The organism is Roseovarius gaetbuli, assembly GCF_900172365.1.
Classification (GTDB): Bacteria; Pseudomonadota; Alphaproteobacteria; order Rhodobacterales; family Rhodobacteraceae; genus Roseovarius; species Roseovarius gaetbuli.
On the sequence record NZ_FWFJ01000027.1, the window covers coordinates 1 to 17,608 of the forward strand.

At 59.4% G+C, this 17,608-nt stretch carries 19 protein-coding genes and 1 tRNA gene; 10 read left to right on the forward strand and 10 right to left on the reverse strand.

What is annotated here, in order from left to right:
• The coding region (locus ROG8370_RS13160) for a crotonase/enoyl-CoA hydratase family protein (protein WP_139838137.1) at positions 1-820 on the reverse strand (820 nt) is incomplete at its 3' end.
• A 110-nt stretch (positions 821-930) separates the two neighbouring features.
• On the opposite strand from ROG8370_RS13160, the gene ROG8370_RS13165 reads away from it, so the two are divergent.
• The gene (locus tag ROG8370_RS13165) at positions 931-2,037 is read left to right on the forward strand and encodes a pyridoxal phosphate-dependent aminotransferase (protein WP_085827655.1); all 1,107 of its coding nucleotides are present in this window, start codon (positions 931-933) and stop codon (positions 2,035-2,037) included.
• 67 nt (positions 2,038-2,104) lie between these two features.
• Positions 2,105-2,281 carry a hypothetical protein gene (locus ROG8370_RS20595; RefSeq protein ID WP_170925240.1) on the forward strand — a complete coding sequence of 59 codons (177 nt, stop codon included), beginning with the start codon at positions 2,105-2,107 and terminating at the stop codon, positions 2,279-2,281.
• Here the strand turns inward: ROG8370_RS20595 and ROG8370_RS13170 are convergent.
• Complete coding sequence (locus ROG8370_RS13170) at positions 2,278-3,474, reverse strand: pyridoxal-phosphate-dependent aminotransferase family protein (RefSeq protein WP_085827689.1); 1,197 nt, start codon at positions 3,472-3,474, stop codon at positions 2,278-2,280. The two genes, ROG8370_RS20595 and ROG8370_RS13170, sit on opposite strands and share 4 nt — an antisense overlap.
• Positions 3,475-3,622: 148 nt before the next feature.
• On the opposite strand from ROG8370_RS13170, the gene ROG8370_RS13175 reads away from it, so the two are divergent.
• A complete protein-coding gene (locus ROG8370_RS13175; RefSeq protein ID WP_085827656.1) occupies positions 3,623-4,306 on the forward strand; it encodes a fused DSP-PTPase phosphatase/NAD kinase-like protein in 684 nt (227 codons plus the stop codon).
• Here the strand turns inward: ROG8370_RS13175 and ROG8370_RS13180 are convergent.
• Positions 4,298-4,981: a TIGR04283 family arsenosugar biosynthesis glycosyltransferase gene (locus ROG8370_RS13180; protein WP_085827657.1), complete on the reverse strand. Its 684-nt coding sequence runs from the start codon at positions 4,979-4,981 to the stop codon at positions 4,298-4,300. The two genes, ROG8370_RS13175 and ROG8370_RS13180, sit on opposite strands and share 9 nt — an antisense overlap.
• Positions 4,982-5,048: 67 nt before the next feature.
• On the opposite strand from ROG8370_RS13180, the gene ygfZ reads away from it, so the two are divergent.
• A complete protein-coding gene (gene ygfZ, locus ROG8370_RS13185; RefSeq protein ID WP_085827658.1) occupies positions 5,049-5,780 on the forward strand; it encodes a CAF17-like 4Fe-4S cluster assembly/insertion protein YgfZ in 732 nt (243 codons plus the stop codon).
• A 183-nt stretch (positions 5,781-5,963) separates the two neighbouring features.
• On the opposite strand, the gene efp is transcribed toward ygfZ, so the two are convergent.
• The gene (gene efp, locus ROG8370_RS13190) at positions 5,964-6,527 is read right to left on the reverse strand and encodes an elongation factor P (protein WP_085827659.1); all 564 of its coding nucleotides are present in this window, start codon (positions 6,525-6,527) and stop codon (positions 5,964-5,966) included.
• 216 nt (positions 6,528-6,743) lie between these two features.
• Between efp and ROG8370_RS13195 the strand changes: the two genes are divergently transcribed.
• Both ROG8370_RS13195 and ROG8370_RS13200 read left to right on the forward strand, forming a co-directional pair.
• On the forward strand, positions 6,744-7,064 hold the full coding sequence (locus tag ROG8370_RS13195; protein WP_073195726.1) for a DUF6280 family protein: 321 nt from the start codon (positions 6,744-6,746) through the stop codon (positions 7,062-7,064).
• A 179-nt stretch (positions 7,065-7,243) separates the two neighbouring features.
• A complete protein-coding gene (locus tag ROG8370_RS13200; protein WP_085827660.1) occupies positions 7,244-8,698 on the forward strand; it encodes a cobyric acid synthase in 1,455 nt (484 codons plus the stop codon).
• Here ROG8370_RS13200 and ROG8370_RS20755 read toward each other — a convergent pair.
• The 3 genes from ROG8370_RS20755 to ROG8370_RS13215 all read right to left on the reverse strand — a co-directional run bounded on the left by ROG8370_RS20755 (position 8,695) and on the right by ROG8370_RS13215 (position 11,961).
• Positions 8,695-9,768 (reverse strand): putative sodium/potassium/calcium exchanger, encoded by a 1,074-nt coding sequence (locus ROG8370_RS20755; protein WP_212580079.1) that lies wholly within the window; start codon positions 9,766-9,768, stop codon positions 8,695-8,697. The genes ROG8370_RS13200 and ROG8370_RS20755 overlap by 4 nt on opposite strands.
• An 85-nt stretch (positions 9,769-9,853) precedes the next feature.
• Positions 9,854-11,263, reverse strand: a complete 1,410-nt coding sequence (locus tag ROG8370_RS13210; RefSeq protein WP_370738338.1) for a TolC family outer membrane protein — start codon at positions 11,261-11,263, stop codon at positions 9,854-9,856.
• Positions 11,264-11,307: 44 nt separating this feature from the next.
• Complete coding sequence (locus ROG8370_RS13215; protein WP_085827661.1) at positions 11,308-11,961, reverse strand: protein-L-isoaspartate O-methyltransferase family protein; 654 nt, start codon at positions 11,959-11,961, stop codon at positions 11,308-11,310.
• Between the two features lie 145 nt (positions 11,962-12,106).
• On the opposite strand from ROG8370_RS13215, the gene ROG8370_RS13220 reads away from it, so the two are divergent.
• Positions 12,107-12,180 (forward strand) — tRNA-Cys (locus tag ROG8370_RS13220).
• Between the two features lie 74 nt (positions 12,181-12,254).
• Here ROG8370_RS13220 and ROG8370_RS13225 read toward each other — a convergent pair.
• Together ROG8370_RS13225 and ROG8370_RS13235 are read right to left on the reverse strand one after the other, a co-directional pair.
• Positions 12,255-13,271, reverse strand: coding sequence for a tyrosine-type recombinase/integrase (locus ROG8370_RS13225; RefSeq protein WP_245827369.1), 1,017 nt, complete (start codon positions 13,269-13,271; stop codon positions 12,255-12,257).
• Positions 13,272-13,475: 204 nt separating this feature from the next.
• The gene (locus tag ROG8370_RS13235) at positions 13,476-14,060 is read right to left on the reverse strand and encodes a hypothetical protein (RefSeq protein WP_085827663.1); all 585 of its coding nucleotides are present in this window, start codon (positions 14,058-14,060) and stop codon (positions 13,476-13,478) included.
• A gap of 219 nt (positions 14,061-14,279) precedes the next feature.
• On the opposite strand from ROG8370_RS13235, the gene ROG8370_RS13240 reads away from it, so the two are divergent.
• The 3 genes from ROG8370_RS13240 to ROG8370_RS20180 all read left to right on the forward strand — a co-directional run bounded on the left by ROG8370_RS13240 (position 14,280) and on the right by ROG8370_RS20180 (position 16,681).
• Positions 14,280-14,978: a HEPN domain-containing protein gene (locus tag ROG8370_RS13240; protein ID WP_085827664.1), complete on the forward strand. Its 699-nt coding sequence runs from the start codon at positions 14,280-14,282 to the stop codon at positions 14,976-14,978.
• Positions 14,979-15,264: 286 nt separating this feature from the next.
• Complete coding sequence (locus ROG8370_RS13245; RefSeq protein WP_085827665.1) at positions 15,265-16,278, forward strand: helix-turn-helix transcriptional regulator; 1,014 nt, start codon at positions 15,265-15,267, stop codon at positions 16,276-16,278.
• A 22-nt stretch (positions 16,279-16,300) separates the two neighbouring features.
• Complete coding sequence (locus ROG8370_RS20180) at positions 16,301-16,681, forward strand: hypothetical protein (protein ID WP_139838139.1); 381 nt, start codon at positions 16,301-16,303, stop codon at positions 16,679-16,681.
• Here ROG8370_RS20180 and ROG8370_RS13250 read toward each other — a convergent pair.
• Positions 16,652-17,581 (reverse strand): metallophosphoesterase, encoded by a 930-nt coding sequence (locus tag ROG8370_RS13250; protein ID WP_085827666.1) that lies wholly within the window; start codon positions 17,579-17,581, stop codon positions 16,652-16,654. The genes ROG8370_RS20180 and ROG8370_RS13250 overlap by 30 nt on opposite strands.
• Positions 17,582-17,608 lie beyond the last annotated feature (27 nt).

Sequence of the window (17,608 nt, forward strand, 5' to 3'; positions counted from 1 at the left end):
CCTCCGCAAACTGGCCAAGATCCTTCCTGCACCGCAGCAAACGCGCAAAGCCTGATAGAAAAGGCGCTCGCGCTCTGTTCAGAACCACACTTTCTGCAACAGCAACACGTTGTTTTTCCACAGAATCGGCCAAAAGGATGTCATCCTCTCCCGCACCGCTTTCGGCCACCGCAATAAGCCGCTTGGCGGCCCGGATGGCAGAGGGGCTTTTGGCGGCAATCTGCGCCGCAACATCAAGCGCGGCGGCGAGCGGATCATCGGCGATTTCGGTGACAAGCCCCCAGTCCAGCGCTTGGCTTGCCCCAACCGGCGCGGCGGTATAGGTCAGACGACGGATCACGTCGCTGCGCGTCAGCCCCGGCAAGAGCGCCATGCCGCCCATATCGGGGATCAGCCCCCATTTCATCTCCATCACTGCAAGCTTGGCCTCGGGATGGGCAATGCGGATGTCGGCGCCAAGCGCCAGTTGAAACCCCGCGCCGTAAACCGCGCCATGCAGGGCGGCGATCACCGGCACCGGCACCCGGCGCCAGACCATCGCCACCTCTTGAAAGATATTGGTGTTGCCATGGCTGCGCGGCATGATCATCGCCTCGGGGTCGGCGGCCGCGAACTTGGCAAAGCTCATCACGTCAAGCCCGGCGCAAAACGCCTGCCCCTCACCCGACAGAACGACGGCGCGAATATCGCTTTTGCAAAGCTCCTGACCGGCGGCGACGATCGCCTCGGCCATCTCCGGGTCAACCGCATTGCGCTTATCGGCGCGTGTCAGGGTGACCTTTGCGATGTGATTGTCGATCTCGACGCGAACCCGGCTCATGGCAGTCTCCCGATGTTTGCAGGCATGAAACACCACTTGCCGAGGCAAGGCCAGACCGACGTGGCGGCAGACCCTTGCGCGCACAACCGCGATCCCGTTAACTGCGCGCCATGGATACACCTCGCTATACCGACCTCGTTCAATCCCTGCCCGCCAACGTGCCCTTTGTCGGCCCCGAGGAACAGGAACGCGCCCGCGGCGCGCCCTTTGCGGCGCGGCTTGGGGCGAATGAAAACATCTTTGGCCCCTCGCCATCGGCAATCGCCGCCATGCGCGCCGAGGCCGATAATGTCTGGAAATACGGCGACCCGAGCAGCCACGATCTGCGCATTGCCCTCGCCAAGGCCATGAATGTCGCGGCCGAAAGCATCCTTGTCGGCGAAGGCATTGACGGGCTTTTGGGCAATCTGGTGCGCCTGCTGATTGGCCCCGGCGACGCGGTGGTCACCTCGGACGGGGCCTATCCGACGTTCAACTATCATGTGGCGGGCTTTGGCGGGGCGCTGCACAAGGTGCCCTATCGTGAGGACCACGAGGATCTTGGCGCGCTGATCGCCCGCGCGCAGGACGTCGATGCCAAGCTGATTTACCTCGCCAATCCCGACAACCCGATGGGAAGCTGGCACAGCGGCGCCGATATCGTCGCCGCGCTTGATCATTTGCCCGAGGGCTGCCTGCTCCTGCTTGATGAGGCCTATGTCGAATTCGCCCCCGAAGGCACCGCCGCGCCGGTCGCGGGCGATGATCCGCGCGTGATCCGGATGCGCACCTTTTCAAAGGCTTACGGCATGGCCGGGGCGCGCATCGGCTATGCAATCGGCGCGCCGGACCTGATCCGCAACTTTGACAAGATCCGCAATCATTTCGGCATGAGCCGCATGGCGCAGGTTGGTGCATTGGCGGCCTTCCGAGATGTCGAATGGCTTGCCGATATTCAGGCCAAGGTGGCCGTGGCGCGCAACACCATCGCGCGCATCGCCGCCGAAAACGGCCTTGCCGCCCTGCCCTCGGCCACCAATTTCGTCGCCGTCGATTGTGGCCGGGATGGCGATTTCGCCCGCGCCGTTCTTGCCGCCCTCGTGGCGCGCGGGGTCTTCGTCCGCATGCCCTTTGTCGCGCCGCAAGACCGCTGCATCCGCATAAGCTGTGGCCGTCCCGAGGATATGGAGGTGCTGGCCCGCGCCCTGCCCGAGGCGCTTGCAGAGGCACGCGGATAACGGCCAAGCGACGCGCCAGTGTCAAAAATTTACCTGACAGCGGCAATTCCTGCGCTAGAATCACTCCATGAATCGTGGAAACATGCCCTCTGCGCCCAATTACACCAACGCCGCCCTGGTGATGGGGCTGGTGAACCTGCTTTGGGTGTTCATGGTGATCTGGGTGCAACTCGGGCTATTGGCGGTGATCGCCACCGGTTATGTCCTCGACAAGCTGATCAGTCGGATCGCGCGAAACCCTTAATCCCCGGCCATCACCCGCGCCGCCGCCGACAATCCGCCCGCACCATGCGGGATATCAAGTGCTGCAAACCCGGCCTCGATCACCCCAAGCGCGCCCATCACCATATGCGCATTCACATGCCCCATATGGCCGATGCGGAAAAACCCGTGCCAGGCCGGATCATTCGGCTCTGCCATGCCAAGCCCGATCCCAAGGGTAAGACCGGCCTCCTGCTCGACCCATTTGCGCAGGCTTGAGCCATGCGGCGCGCCGATGCGCAAGGCGGTGACCGCGCGGCTCCGCAGGGCCGGGTCGGAAATGTTAAGCTCAAGCGGCCCCCCCTCGCCCCAGGCATCACAAGCCGCCCAGATTGCGCGGGCCAATTGATCATGGCGCGCCCAGATCGTCTCGATCCCCTCGGCCGTGATCATGTCCAGCGCGGCGCGCAACCCGTAGAGATGATGGGTCGGCGCCGTGCCGCCGAAATACTGATAGAACATCTCGGGGGTGGCGCGCGGCGTCCAATCCCAATAGCGGCTGACGTTGGGCAGTGCGGCGCGCGCCTCGGCGGCCTTGTCGCTGAAGAAGACAAACGCAAGGCCCGGCGGCACCATCAGGCCCTTTTGGCTTGCCGCGACCATCACGTCGACGCCCCATGCGTCCATTTCAAAGCGGTCACAGGCCAGCGAGGCAATGCAATCGGCCATCAACAACGCCGGGTGCCCGGCGGCATCCATCGCGGCGCGAATGGCCACCACATCGCTCAGAACCGAGGTCGAGGTATCTACATGCGTGGCCAGAACCGCCTTGATCTTATGCTCCGTATCGGCGCGCAAAGCCGCCTCAAGGCGGTCCGGATCAACCGGCGCGCGCTTGCCGAAATCAAGCATCTGCGTCTCGATCCCCTGCCCGCGCGCAACCTCGGCCCAGCCGTGGCCAAACCGCCCGGTCGCAGGCACCAGAACCCGCTCGCCCGCAGCGACGGTATTGGCAAGCGCGGCTTCCCATGCGCCGTGACCATTGGCGATATAGATCGCCACATGGCCCTTGGTGCGCGCCACCGCCGCCAGATCAGGGATCAACCCCGCCGTCATCTCGATCAACGCACCCTCATAGATATTGGGCGCCGAGCGATGCATCGCGCGCAGCACCTCTTCGGGCATGACCGAGGGGCCGGGAATGGCAAGGTAGGGGCGGCCTTGGGACAGGCTCATGTCTGTGCTCTCCTGCGATTGAAGCGCCGACATTACGCCGCTTTACCCTGCCGTCAATCACCGATCGTCGACTTGCCATGACGCTCGCACCCCCCTACATGGGGGCGAGCCGGGCCAAACCGCCCCCCAACCGGAGTGCCTTGCGAGAATGAGCCTTTTCAAACGGATTTCCAATTGGGAACGCGCGCTGCGGGCCTCTTATAATACCGACCTCTCGACCCCGGAAAACCGCCGTCGCGCGCATATCTACAACATGTGGTTCGATCATGCGGTGCTGCGCAAATTTTGGACCAACTTCTTTCAGGTGGCGCCAAGGGTGTATCGGTCGAACCAACCCACCCACGAGCGGTTTGAGCGGCTCAAGGCGCAAGGCGTGCGCTCTGTGCTGAACCTGCGCGGGGCTGCGGGGGCAGCGCATTACCTTGTCGAGGAAGAAAGCTGTCGCGATCTTGGGCTGACGCTTGTCAATTGCTCGCTTCAGGCCCGCGATGCCGCCCCGCCCGAGAATATCCTGGCGCTGATCCGCGCCTTTCGCGAGATCGAGAAACCCTTCGTGATGCATTGCAAATCCGGCGCCGACCGGGCCGGGTTTGCTTCGGCGATCTATCTTTTGGTGATCGAAGGGCGTCCCATGGCCGAGGCGCGCAAGATGCTGGGCGTAAAATACCTTCACCTCAAGTGGTCACGCACCGGTATTCTTGACTATATTCTCGACCAATACGAGGCCCGCACCGCCCAGAGCCCGATTGGGTTCGAGGAGTGGATCGCCACCGAATACGACAACGCAGCACTTCAGGCAGCCTATCACGCGACGCATAAACCGCTATTTTGACGCCCGATAGCGCGCCGCAAGACGGGCGGGGTCCGCGCCCAGAAAGTACCGGGTCAACAGCATAAGATTGCGCCCGCCGCGCCGCAGCCAACCCTCGCGCCGATACTTGGCGGCACTGGTGCGCACCCGAAGCGGCAGGGCAGCAAGACGGCCGCGCAGCGCCCGCGCCATCGCCACATCCTCCATCAGGGGCATATCGGGGTAGCCGCCAACCGCGTCAAAAAGCTCGCGCGGGATCAACAATCCCTGATCCCCGTAAGGCAGGCCAAACAAAGCCGAGCGCAGATTGGCCCAACCCGCCACGAAACGTGCCATCCCGCCGCCCGCGTCAAACCCAAGCCGGAAATATGCGGCGCCGCCGCGCGCCATGTGACCGCTCACGGCCTCGGGCCAACCCGCGGGCAAAACCGTGTCGGCATGCAGAAACAAGAGCCAACCGCCCGACGCGACCTGGGCCCCGCGCCGAAGCTGTCCGCCACGCGAGGGCGCGCCCTGCACGATCACCGCGCCGACTTCATCGGCGATCCTGAGCGTGCCGTCACCCGAGCCACCATCGCTTATGATCAGCTCGCGGATAAGCCCCGCCTCAAGCCCTTCGATCAAGGCCCCAAGACAGGCCGGTAGGGCCGCGTCGGCATTCAAGGTCGGGATCACCACTGATAAAGCTGCGCGCATGGGCCACCCCCTGTTGTCTTCGCCTCAGCGACCTATATTACACCCACACCACCAGCGGGAGAGGGTAATGACGCGCACCATTCTGGAAATCACCGGTTCCGACGCGGCGCATTTTCTGCAAGGTCTGATCAGCAATGACATTGCCGGCCTCGATCAGGGGCTTGTCTATGCCGCTATGCTGACACCGCAGGGCAAATACCTGGCGGATTTCTTTTTGCTGGACCGCGATGGGGCGATCTGGCTTGATGTCGACAGCAGCCTTGCCGCGCCTCTGGCCCAACGCCTCGGGATGTATAAACTGCGCTCGGATGTGAGCATCAGCGAGACAGACCGCAAGGTCTGGCGAGGCACCGGCCCCACCCCCGAAGGCGCATTGAGCGACCCGCGTCACCCCGATCTGGGCTGGCGTCTTTACGGCGATGACGATGGCGATGACGGCAGCGATTTCGATGCGATCCGAGTGGCCCGCTGCATCCCGGAAACCGGGATCGAGCTGACCCCCGACAGTTTCATCCTGGAAGCTGGCTTCGAGCGGCTGAACGGCGTTGATTTCCGCAAAGGCTGTTACGTCGGCCAAGAGGTCACGGCGCGGATGAAGCACAAGACAGAACTGCGCAAAGGCCTGACCACGGTGACGATCGAGGGTGCCGCCCCGGTCGGCACCGAGATCACCACACCCGATGGCAAGTCGGTCGGCACGCTTTACACCCAATCGGGCGGTCGCGCGATCGCCTATCTGCGCTTTGATCGGGCCGTGCCTGGCATGACAGCCGACACAGCACGCATCGACCCGATGTGACCCGTAGGGTGGGTGAAACCCACGCTCGTTCCGGTCGAGGTCGGGCGCAAGCGTGGGTTTCACCCACCCTACATGATCAAATCAACCCTGCGCTCAAACGAAAAGAGGCCCCACGGCGGGGGCCTCTCATCGTCAATACATCGCTCACGCGGTTACGCGCGCTCTGCGTATTCCGTCGTGCGACTACGCGCGCTCTGCATATTCCATCGTTTCGGTGTTGACGATGATATCCTCATCGACACCCACGAAGGGCGGCACCATGACCTTGACGCCATTGTCCAGGATCGCAGGCTTGAAGCTGTTGGCGGCGGTCTGGCCTTTGACGACCGGCTCGGTCTCGACGATTCTACAGGTCACCTTTTGCGGCAATGACGCATGCAGTGCCTCGCTGTCGTGGAATTCGACCGTGATCGTCATGCCATCCTGCAGGAACGGGCGACGATCGCCAAGCAGGTCGGCCGGAAGCTCGATCTGCTCATAGGTTTCGGCATCCATGAACACCAGCTTGCCGTTTTCCTCGTAAAGGAACTGCTGGTCTTTCTGCTCAAGGCGCACACGCTCAACCTTGTCGGCGCTGCGAAAGCGCTCGTTGAGTTTCGAGCCGTTGCGCAGGTTGCGCATCTCTACTTGGGCAAACGCGCCACCCTTGCCGGGCTTGACGTGGTCAACCTTGACCGCAGCCCAAAGGCCGCCGTTATGCTCCAATACGTTACCGGGGCGGATTTCGTTTCCGTTGATCTTAGGCATTGCGTCCAAACCATGACAAAAGGTTGATAAGAAGTCTACCAGACCTATATCTGGCGTTATGATGGGTGGCAAGACAACGAGATATCGATTTCGGCGACGCGAGGTATGCGCAATTTGCATATAAGTTATGCATATACGCTCTATCCGAATCACAAAAACTCCTCCATAAGGAGCGTCACGCCCAAAACACAAGAGCAATAAGAACAAGGACGAATGATGAAAGATTTCGTTGACGGCACAGCTTTCAAAAGCGAACAGGGCAATCGTGCGCGTAAACTTTTTGCGGCCGTAGTACTGGCCGCGCTGGATGATGCAATTTCCGACGACAAGAAATACGGCAACGGCCCCGAGCAGATCGCCCGCTGGGCGCGTTCGCGCGATGGCCGCGAAGTTCTGTCTTGCGCCGGTATCGACCCGAACGAACGTGTCGTCTCGGGCCTGATGGATTTTGTCGCCAAAGGTGTACGTACCTCGGTCGCGCTGTCGCGTGAAGAGAGCGAACGTCGCAATGCCGCGGCCCAGGCCGAAGCGGCCTAACCGCGTCAAACCTCGACTGGTTTTCAAAGGCCCTGCCATAACTGGCGGGGCTTTTGCTTGTCCGGGGCACGCCACAAATCCGGGCCACGCCACAAATCCGGGCCACGCCACAAATCACCGCTTTCACCGACCGCGCCGTCTTTGTATCACTCCCGCAAGAGCAAGCGGGGAACACGGCCATGGCGCGCGCGATCATGATACAAGGGGCGGGCTCGAATGTGGGCAAGTCGATGCTGGTGGCCGGGCTGGCCCGCGCCTACCGTTTGCGCGGACTGAGCGTCGCTCCGTTCAAGCCCCAGAACATGTCGAACAACGCCGCCGTGACCTGCGACGGTGGTGAAATCGGCCGCGCGCAGGCGCTACAGGCCCTCGCCGCCGGACGCGCGCCCCACACCGACATGAACCCGGTGCTGCTTAAGCCCGAATCCGACATCGGCGCACAGGTCATCGTTCAGGGCAAACGCTTCGCCACACTGCGCGCCCGCGATTATGCCAAGGCCAAGCCACAGCTTCTGGCCCCGGCATTGGAAAGCTTTCATCGCCTGTGCGCGGGGGCCGACCTTGTGATTATCGAGGGCGCAGGGAGCCCGGCCGAGATCAACCTGCGCGCGGGCGACATTGCCAATATGGGCTTTGCCGAGGCGGCCGGCGTCCCGGTGATCCTTGTCGGGGATATTGACCGTGGCGGCGTGATTGCCCAACTCGTCGGCACGCAAGCGGTTTTGCCGCCCGCCGACGCCGCACACATCAAGGCCTTTGCGGTCAACAAGTTTCGGGGCGACGTCAGCCTGTTTGACGAGGGCGTGACCGAGATCAGCGCGCGCACCGGCTGGCCCTCGCTTGGGGTCATTCCGTGGTTTGATCAGGCCTGGCGCCTGCCGGCCGAGGATGTGATGGATATCGCCTCGACCAAGGGCGGCGCCTTCAAAGTGGCGGTGCCACGCCTCGGACGAATCGCGAATTTCGATGACCTTGACCCGCTTTCAAGCGAGCCGGGCCTGAGCGTCGAGATCATCCAGCCCGGTCAGCCCCTGCCCGGCGACGCCGATCTGGTGCTGATCCCCGGCAGCAAATCCACCATCGCCGATCTGGCGGATTTCCGATCCAATGGCTGGGACATCGACCTTGCCGCCCATATCCGGCGCGGCGGGCATGTGTTGGGGATTTGCGGCGGCTATCAGATGCTTGGCCAACAGATCAACGACCCCGAGGGCATCGAAGGACCGGCCTGTTCGGTGCCGGGGCTTGGCCATCTCGACGTGGTCACCACGATGCATCCCGAAAAGCGGCTGGCCCTGAGCAGTGCCACCTATCTGGCGACGAGCGACGCTGTCGAGGGTTATGAAATCCACCTTGGCAGTACCACCGGCCCCGATTGTGATCGCGCCTGGCTCGCGATTGGCGAGCGCCCCGAAGGTGCGGCCTCGGCGGATGGTCGGGTGCGCGGCGCCTACCTGCACGGTCTATTTGCCAGCGACGCCTTTCGCGCGGCCTTTCTTGGCGGTCTTGGGGCCGCATCAGGCCTGAATTATGGGCAAAATGTCGAAGAGACCCTCGATGCGCTTGCGGCACATCTTGAACGTCATATGGATCTGGATCTGTTGCTATCGCTCAGCGCCGAACCAAAGGGCTAGTCCATGTCCTGACTGGTCAGGGCGCGGTGAATTTCGCGGCGGACAAGCTTGCGCACATTGCGGGTGATCCGCTCGCCAAGGGCGCCCTGCAATTCCTGGCGCACGATTTCCGAGACCATGTCGCGTAGCGCCTCTTCATCCAGAACCGCGTCATCGAGCGACAGGCCACCCTCATCGCCCCACTCTTCGACCGGCGGCACCGGCATCGCCTCTTGCGCCCAGTCTTGTTCATGGCGCGCCGAGGCCACGTCATCGGCTTCGGCCCAATCGGGATCAACCGAAAGCTCTTCTTCTTCGGGTTCGTCGGCCGCGTCACGCGCATCGCTCCATGAGAGCGAGGTCACCCGACCGCCAGCATACTCATCGGCCGAGTCGCCATCCGGCTCCCATTGATCGTCGCGACTGGCAACGGCGGCCTCGAACTCGGCGGCCTGCGCTTCCAGATTACTCTGCGCAGCAACTTCATCCTGAGGGGCGTCCTCATCGGCTGTGGCTGCTTCCTCATCGGGCTGATCATGGTCGGCCGAAAGGTGCTCGCTGCTATCTTCCTGCACCTCGACCTCGGCCTCAGAGTCGGTCTCGGCGGTTTCCAGCCAGATATCGCCCTCAGGCTCGGTGGCGTTGTGCTGGGGGGCGGATGCCTCTTTACTATCTGCCTCGTCGTCCCGTGCCTCATCCGCCTGGGCCTGATCATCCCGGGCCTTCGCGTCATCGCCCTCTTGCAGGGCCTCTTTATGGGCCGACTCGTCGTGATCATCCTGCACGTCGGCGGCTATCGTGGCCTCACCCTGCATGCTTTCATCGCAATCGCCCTGCCCGTCAGACCCATCTTCCGGTTCCGACATAATCTGGTGCGGCTCTTCCTCGGGCGGGGCAATACCGGACGACTCGTCGCCCTGGCGTTCATCGACACGCAAGGATGGCGTTAAAACAAGCCTGTTTGCGGGCTCTTTCTTTGGCATATCCATGGGTTCGGCTTGCGCAGAACTATCTTGCCGACCGTTAGAAACAAGTCGCCGGATAGAGGACAGGACATCCTCGATTTCCACATTGGTCACGGGGTCGGACATTTATAACTACCACTCTTGCCTGATCGCAGCTTACCCCTGAGGGCCTTTTCGCACAACCGATTCACGTAACCGATTAGCAAGAGTTTTAGTTTTTGCCGATTGCGCGCAGAACCCGGTCAAGCTTTTTGCCCTGCGGGCTCATGTCGACGGGGGCCGTTTTGACCAGGTTGTAATAGGCACTCGGGTCATAGGTCTGCACTCCGAGGTTCAGATCCTTCGCCGTCAGCTCGCCAATCGACGAGAGCACCGAATAGGCCGCGATAACCACGTCGGCATTGGCCGAAATCAGGTTGGCCTTGGCGTTGAGCAAATTCTGCTCGGCGTCCAGCACATCAAGCGTCGTGCGCGCCCCAAGCTTGGCCTCTTCGCGCACCCCGTCAAAGGCGACCGTGGCGGCGCGTACTTCTTCGCGGCTGGCCGCACGGCTTGCGCGGGCGGCACGCAGGTTGGCATAGGCGTCGCCCACATCCTGCGTCACCTGAAGCCCCGCAAGATGCAGCGCCCCGCGTTGCGCATCGCGTTGTGCCATCGCCTGGCGCTTGGCCGCACTCAACCGTCCGCCCTGATAGATCGGGCCGCGCAATTCGACGCCGAAACTCCCGGTGCGTGACAAATCAGACCCCGAAAGATCCTCCGTCGCCCCAACCCGGCCGATCAGGTTAAGCTGTGGTTTCATCGCAGCCGCCGCGACCTGAATGTTGAGCTCGGCCGCGGCAACGTCATGCTGGGCCTTCAAAAGATCGGGATGACGCCGCATCGCCACGGATTTGGCGGCCTGAACGTTGCCCGAAAGGTTGGGCATCGCCGTCGGTGTCTTAAGCGCTCCGGGGCTGCGCCCGATGGCAGAGCCGAATTCTTCGACCGCGCGGGCAAGATCCCCCTGCGCCCCGGCAAGCCCGCTTTGGGCATTGGCCACGGCGGCCTCGGCCTGGGCCACGTCGGTGCGGGTCACTTCGCCAACCTCAAAGCGATCCTGAGCGGCGCGCAATTCCTGGCGCAAAAGCCGCAGGTTGTTCTCGCGCAGCGCCACGAACTCGCTGTTGCGGATCACGTTCATATAGGCGTTCACGCCGGTCAGCAGAACAAACTGCTCGATGCTGATCAGGGTCTGGCGGGTCGCCAGAACCGTTTCCTTGGTCGACTCGACAATCAGGTCTCTACGCCCGAAATCATAGAGCAGAAAGCTTGCGGTGATGCCGAGGTTAAGACTTGTGGTGCCAGTGTTGCGGGTCCGCCCGAACGACCGCGTGCGCCCGAAATCACGGGTCACATCGGTGGTCCAGTCGATGATCGGGCGCAGACCGGCAACCGCCTGGGCCACATCCTCGTCTGCGGCGCGCAACAGGGCGCGGTTCTGATCAAGCAGGCCGCTATTGATATAGGCGCTTTTGAGTGCATCGGCGAGCGTTTCGGCGCGCGCCGCTAGCGGAGCCGTCAACAGCACCGCTAACCCGAGAGCGGCCCCAAAGGATGTGAATGACGTTTTCAGGTTCAACTTCCGCTCCTCAAGGTGCCGTTGGCGGCCAAACACGGCCCGTATTATAGAGTAAAGGCCGCGTGGCGTTCAAATCCGGGCATGACCGGTGCGCCAGCGTTAAAGGCAAAGCGCCAATTGATCTTGCCGTCGATCTTATAGCCGATACGCACCACACCAAGCGCGCCCTCCATGAAAAGACAGGCGATCCGCCCACCCTCTTTCAACTGATCGGTCAGGGCCTCGGGCAGATGCTCGACAGCGCCCTGAATGGTAATCACGTCGTAAGGGCCATGATCTGATGCTCCCTCGGTCAACGCGCCATGATGCATGATAACATTATCAGCGCCATTGTCGACAAGAACCCGCTGGCCCTCTTCCACCATGTCTGCGTCATCCTCAACCGCGACAACCGCTTCGGCCATCCGCGCCATGATCGCAGAGGAATACCCAAGACCGGGGCCGATATCGAGCACAAGGTCGTCGCCCTCGATTTCAAGCGCGTCAAGCATCTTGGCCAGGGTGCGGGGCTCAAGCATCACGCGGCCCCCGCCCAGGCTGATATTTTCGCCCATGTAGGCGGCCTCGCGCAGCGCGCGTGGCACGAAGGCCTCGCGCGGCACGGTAAGCATGGCATCAATGATCGGAAATTTCGTCACATCCGAGGGGCGCACCTGCGTGTCCACCATCATCGTGCGCCGGGCGGCATAATCTGTCATGAGCTTAACTCTCGGCTTCGGAATACTATGATCGGGTTTTGGCACAGAACCCGCGCGGCGGCAACGCCTAGCGATGGCGAAAACCTCTCATTGCCCACTTGCGCAGGTCCGGGCGATCAGATACTCGACAGCAACCACAGTCGGCGGCGAGTTGGCGGAGTGGTTACGCAGCGGATTGCAAATCCGTGTACACCGGTTCGATTCCGGTACTCGCCTCCAATATATTTCAAGGACTTAGCTGACACCCCTGATTGCGCGACACGCGCGGTTTACAGGAGCGTTTACAGTTTTGTTCATATTCCACCCCCTTTTGCCTTGGCCAATTTGACCATAACGGCATCGGTTTCATCCGGTGAAACCTGCGCATAATGCTCAATGACATTGGCTGCGTGACGAATAGACCAGCCCATATGGTTGGCAATCTCTGACAGGCTCAAGCCCGAATTAAGAAGTCGCGTTGCTGCAGTGCCCCTGCAGTCCTGCAACCGAAGGTCTCTGCTGAGCCCCACCTTGTCCCGCCACTGCCTCAAGCCTTCGGATGCGCGGTGTTCTGTGAGTGGGCCGCCGCTTGCATTTGTGAGAATGAGAATTCGATCACTTGGCGTCGTGTCGATCACCTCGCTCAGGGCAGGCGTGATCGGAATATGAGCCAAGCGCCGCCGCTTGTTTGTACGTACCCGAAGTCGGCGACCGTGCGGCGTGAGTTCCACAGCCGCTCGCGTCAGCTTGATCAAGTCGCCTGGACGCAAGCCCGTTTCACAAGCCGCGCATAGAAGCCGACGCACCCAATCTGGTGCTTTAGCATTGATCGCCTCTCGATCTGAGGGGGTCCAGACGACTTCAGAGCGATCCACTTGATATAGGCGGGGCAACTTGTTGCAATGGTGCTCAGATAAGAAACCTTCCTCAACCGCCCAGTTCAGAACGCGAACAGCGTGAGTGCCAGCCATGTCATGTTGCTTTGGAGAGTGTTGCCACTGCGCCCGCCAATTGTTCATCTCGCCGCGGGAACCGCGTTCTTCGAAGATGACTGCCGGAGCGTCATGGAAGTGAGCGGCGAAACGCAGAAGCCATTTTTGTTGGTCCGCAAAAGAACGCGGCCCTTTTGCCCGTGCAGCGCTGGACAAAAACATATCCACCATGGTCGGAATCATCAGAACTTGGGGCTGTGGGCGCTCCACAGCTTCCGCAAAGGCAACATGGAAGTCGTGGTCTTTGGGGTCTGGAATATCGTCTATCCAGAACTTCGTGCCTCCGCGCCAGGCATAAAAATGGTAACGACTTTTGCCGCTCGCCAGCTTTCGCCGCACCCTGTGAACACCCTTAGGCAGAGCCACGTTCAGCCTTCCATTTTTCCAGTTCCGTCATGTTCGCCTTACCTTTAGGCTCATCAACTCTGATTGACACACTGCCATCTGGAGCGGTTTCGATGCAAATTGAGTAGAAGCCTTCGGCCCTGAGGCACCTCACAATGCCTGCAACTTCCTGGGCTTTGGGCAGGGAAGGACGAGCCATTATGCGCCCTCCGTGACTTCGAATATCCACTTAAAGACGGCGCCATTGATAGTCACTCTGACCTTCACATTACGCCTGTGCTCAAAGATGGAAATGCCCTCGGGGGGACAGGAGAAGAACGGATACTCAAACAATAGGTTCGTTCGACCGCTATCATCCCGATAGATGATATCAACAGAACAGCATTTTTCAATGTTAACCCAAAGCTCTTTAGCTGGATACTTTCCGGCGCCCAGCTGACGAGCTGCCATCGAAACTAAATCCAGGAATGTTTTACTAGGTACTTCCCTGGGCCCATATCCAAACAACTGTGCAAAAAATTGATCTTCCTCATCGACCAGTTCGGTTAAAGCCACAAATCCATTGAGACGCCCCACTTCACTTGCCGCCAATGTGAGGTTTTCGGCCCCAGCCCAAGCGCAAGCGAGCTGCACACCTTCCGTCAGCGTGATGTCAGGGCGAAACCGACCACGCGCAAGCTGTCGAAGGCCTTTTTTCGCAAGGGCCCGATCTACGGTTGCAAGCTCAGTTCGCTCAATTTCCATTACCTCCGACAAACCCGCGACAAAATCCCTAGGAGTCATGACAGTTATTCTCCAAAATCATTGCGCTTAGAATAAATATTATTCACGCCAAGTCAATGGGATGAATTCAATTTACGCCAAGCTCAAATTCGAATTGGCAAATATCTCCCGAACATCACCGGCGCTTGGAGATTATCCTTACCCCTTCCAATTTCCGTCAAACCCTAGACAGAATCATGTGTTGGCCTCAACCTGAAGCACTGAGGGGATAGCTTAGCCATGTTTCAGCACAGCGAATTAAAGCAAAAGCAACGCCAGCTCCGCGAGGGTTTTCCTGAAGATGTGGGGCTTCGTGTTCATCGTGCAATCAGTTGGATCGGACGAGCTGAACGAGAAAAGCAGGACCCGGACGCTGCCTTTATCTTCCTGTGGATTGCCTTCAATGCAGCCTATGCTGATGAAAGCGACGTGGAAACCACCAAGCCCTTGGGTGAGCGCCGACAGTTTATTGACCTCATAGACCGCCTCGTAGAGCTCGACGCAGATGCTCGTCTTTATTATGCCGTCTGGGACAGGTTTCGCGGTCCGATTGCCAAGCTCATGGAAAATCGTTTCATCTTTCGCCCTTTCTGGCTCAATCAAAACGGCATCGCAGGCAATGAGCAGTGGGCCAAAACATTTAGGAAATCAGCCGAACGGTTTGTTCGCTCGATGGCAGACAAGGACACGGCGTATATATTGCGTGAGGTCTTCGATAGGCTTTATATGCTGCGCTGCCAGATGATGCATGGGGGCACTACCTGGAATGGCAAGGTCAACAGAAGCCAAGTCAAAGATGGCGCCGCTATCATGTCCACGCTTCTGCCGGTGATGGTCGACATCATGATGGATAGTCCAGAAGAGGATTGGGGCCGCCCCTTCTACCCCGTGATCAGCCCACCCACCACTCGAGGCGTCAGACAGAGAAACAGCATCTAAGGACGCCGACCACCTGTTCTAACCCTGCATGCCTCTGACCGCCAAACTTTTTTCCAGATCCAAGAAGAGGCCATTTTCGCAACTTGTGCCCAATCCAGAAGTGCCGGTGCCCTTGGTGCATACTTTTGAAGATTAGGGTCACAGCCAACGTCATACTCTTGGTTTGACGAGCAATACATTTTGAACCCAAAAAACGAAAGACCGTGAAACTAGTGAAAAAAACAAAAGTACACAACCGCGACAGGTCCACGGTTTGCGCAAGACTACGGGAAATGGAGGTTCTCCAATGCGTTATGGTCGTTTGACCGACTTGGTTCGGCTGGCGCTGCAGATGCAGGGCCGGGCCGATGGTCTATCACTCGACGACATCGGTGCAACCTTCGAAGTCTCGCGCCGAACGGCGGAACGGATGCGCGATGCAATCAAAGATGCCCTTCCACAAATCGAAGAGATCAATGAGCCAAGCGGTCGCAAACGCTGGCGCCTTCCACCAGGCGCAACGGGACGACTCGCGGATCCAACCGTCGAGGACATTGCCGCGCTCCACCGCGGAGCCGAACTCGCCCGTCAAAACGGAGATATAACGACCTCAGATAACCTAGCGACACTATCAGATCGCTTGAGGGCCCGTTTGCCAGGCACAATGCGCACACGTCTTGAGCCCGATATAGCCGCGCTCCTCGAAGCAGATGGTGTTGCACTGCGCCCAGGCCCCCGCGAGCGCATCCCAGAGGAAACATTGAACAGCCTCCGTCAAGCCATACTTGCTGGAGTCTGGATCAAGGTGGACCACCGGGCCCGCGCGTCTGGCCTATTGAGTAGCAACGGGCGGCTTGGCCCCTTGGCGATGCTGCTCGGCGAGGGGCGTCAGTATCTTGTTGCCTACAGCCAATGGGCAAAGAATGTCCGACTTTTCGCGCTGGCGGGCTTTGAGAAAATCGAGTTAACCAATGAGAGCTTTGAGCGTCCCAAAGGCTTCGACCTTTCAGCGTGGATGCAGCGCTCATTCGGGATATGGCAGGAAGACGTTTATGATGTGATCTGGCGCTTCACCCCGGCAGCCGCAGCGGATGCAAGGCAGTATTTGTTTCACCCCACCCAAGAGATGACAGACGAGCCTGACGGAAGCCTGACCGTGCGATTTCGCGCAGGTGGTCTGCGCGAAATGTGCTGGCATCTGTTTCGGTGGGGGCAACAGGTAGAGGTCATTGAGCCGCAAATACTGCGCGATACTATGAATCGTCATTTAGTTGATGCTGCACATCCCTTGAAAATCTGCGTCGAAATAAAAGCAGAATAAACAGTTGTATCAGAGACTTATATTGAAATATTTAAAATTTAACATCGCCGACGCAAGTTCATTCCTGTCAGCCCCCAGCCATGAGGTTGTGGCTCAAAAAATGAAGTCCGAGGAATATGCAGATTCCTATCGTGCTTTTCTAAGCTTAGCTGCGCAAATTGCGGATGACGACAGGCATGACGGCGCTCGTGCTTTAGCCTGTGCCACTTATGGATGGATGCCGACAATTCTCAAGAGCTTTAAACCGGATCGGTTTGGTGAAAATAACCCCATCGAAAAGATCAGAAAAATTTCATCACATGCTGATGCAGAAAAGTTCGTTGCAGGCATCACGGAGATCGCGCCAATTAATGGGTCTTGGGTAGGCGCGTCTCTAAACAGTATGAACATGAACGCACTCTAAAGAGAGACGGCCTCTTGCTGGCAACTTATAAGTCACCAACGGACCATCGGTCCCCGCCGAATAATCCAGGCACAGCGCGTTACTGCTCTGAAGCTCGGGTTCTCCCGACATCCAATAGTGCCCGAAAAATACGGGTTTCTCGTCTAACGGGTAAATGTTTGTTGCCAGCGATAGGGGTAGAAGTTCGTCAGGAAGCTCCTCCAGATTTGGCACGGACATCGCGACCTCGCGCCAGGTCTTGGCATCGCCATTCCACCACTTCAGGCGAACATGATGCCGGACGTGTTTATTCTCGTCCGTAAAAAAATAATTCTCTGGCAAACGCTGCTCGGGCCCCTTCGCTAGAGTTTCCGCAAGATCAAAAATGGCATCTCCTTTACACGCGGCGCGGATCAACTGTTCTTCAGACAAAACACCGCTTGGGGTATGCGCTCGCAGATCATCGATCGCCGATTGTATCCAGGCTGCATGGACTGCGCGAAACCCATCGTTTTCGATGAATAGCGGCAAGTCCTTCATCCAATCGAGTACCGCCTTGGTATCGGGTGCCCCTATGGGGAATTCTTTCAAGAAACTCTCATGCTGTTCGATGTTCCTTTTTTCATGCGAACGCAGTGGCAGACCAGTGTCAGGGTCGAGTGTGTGAAAGTGCAGAGCGTTTAGCTCATGGTTGCCCATGATGGCCTGCGCCCGACCGGCATCCATCAATTGGCGCACGATCCGGATCACCGCACTATTCTCAGGGCCACGATCGATGAAATCACCAAGAAAAACGATTTGACGATCCGGTTCGGGGTGCGTCCAGCTTGTTCCGCTGCGATGCCAACCAAGGTTCCTCAACGCAACGCGTAATTTTTCTGCCTGCCCGTGGATATCGGGAATGATGTCGGTAATGCTCATAAGTGCGGCATTCCTTTTGTTCTCATG

What these genes read in the sequence shown, in the direction of transcription:
- ROG8370_RS13165 (WP_085827655.1), top strand. Translation starts at nt 931, where the DNA reads ATGGATACACCTCGCTATACCGACCTCGTTCAATCCCTGCCCGCCAAC.
- ROG8370_RS20595 (WP_170925240.1), top strand. Translation starts at nt 2,105, where the DNA reads ATGAATCGTGGAAACATGCCCTCTGCGCCCAATTACACCAACGCCGCC.
- ROG8370_RS13170 (WP_085827689.1), bottom strand. Translation starts at nt 3,474, where the DNA reads ATGAGCCTGTCCCAAGGCCGCCCCTACCTTGCCATTCCCGGCCCCTCG.
- ROG8370_RS13175 (WP_085827656.1), top strand. Translation starts at nt 3,623, where the DNA reads ATGAGCCTTTTCAAACGGATTTCCAATTGGGAACGCGCGCTGCGGGCC.
- ROG8370_RS13180 (WP_085827657.1), bottom strand. Translation starts at nt 4,981, where the DNA reads ATGCGCGCAGCTTTATCAGTGGTGATCCCGACCTTGAATGCCGACGCG.
- ygfZ (WP_085827658.1), top strand. Translation starts at nt 5,049, where the DNA reads ATGACGCGCACCATTCTGGAAATCACCGGTTCCGACGCGGCGCATTTT.
- efp (WP_085827659.1), bottom strand. Translation starts at nt 6,527, where the DNA reads ATGCCTAAGATCAACGGAAACGAAATCCGCCCCGGTAACGTATTGGAG.
- ROG8370_RS13195 (WP_073195726.1), top strand. Translation starts at nt 6,744, where the DNA reads ATGAAAGATTTCGTTGACGGCACAGCTTTCAAAAGCGAACAGGGCAAT.
- ROG8370_RS13200 (WP_085827660.1), top strand. Translation starts at nt 7,244, where the DNA reads ATGGCGCGCGCGATCATGATACAAGGGGCGGGCTCGAATGTGGGCAAG.
- ROG8370_RS20755 (WP_212580079.1), bottom strand. Translation starts at nt 9,768, where the DNA reads ATGTCCGACCCCGTGACCAATGTGGAAATCGAGGATGTCCTGTCCTCT.
- ROG8370_RS13215 (WP_085827661.1), bottom strand. Translation starts at nt 11,961, where the DNA reads ATGACAGATTATGCCGCCCGGCGCACGATGATGGTGGACACGCAGGTG.
- ROG8370_RS13235 (WP_085827663.1), bottom strand. Translation starts at nt 14,060, where the DNA reads ATGACTCCTAGGGATTTTGTCGCGGGTTTGTCGGAGGTAATGGAAATT.
- ROG8370_RS13240 (WP_085827664.1), top strand. Translation starts at nt 14,280, where the DNA reads ATGTTTCAGCACAGCGAATTAAAGCAAAAGCAACGCCAGCTCCGCGAG.
- ROG8370_RS13245 (WP_085827665.1), top strand. Translation starts at nt 15,265, where the DNA reads ATGCGTTATGGTCGTTTGACCGACTTGGTTCGGCTGGCGCTGCAGATG.
- ROG8370_RS13250 (WP_085827666.1), bottom strand. Translation starts at nt 17,581, where the DNA reads ATGAGCATTACCGACATCATTCCCGATATCCACGGGCAGGCAGAAAAA.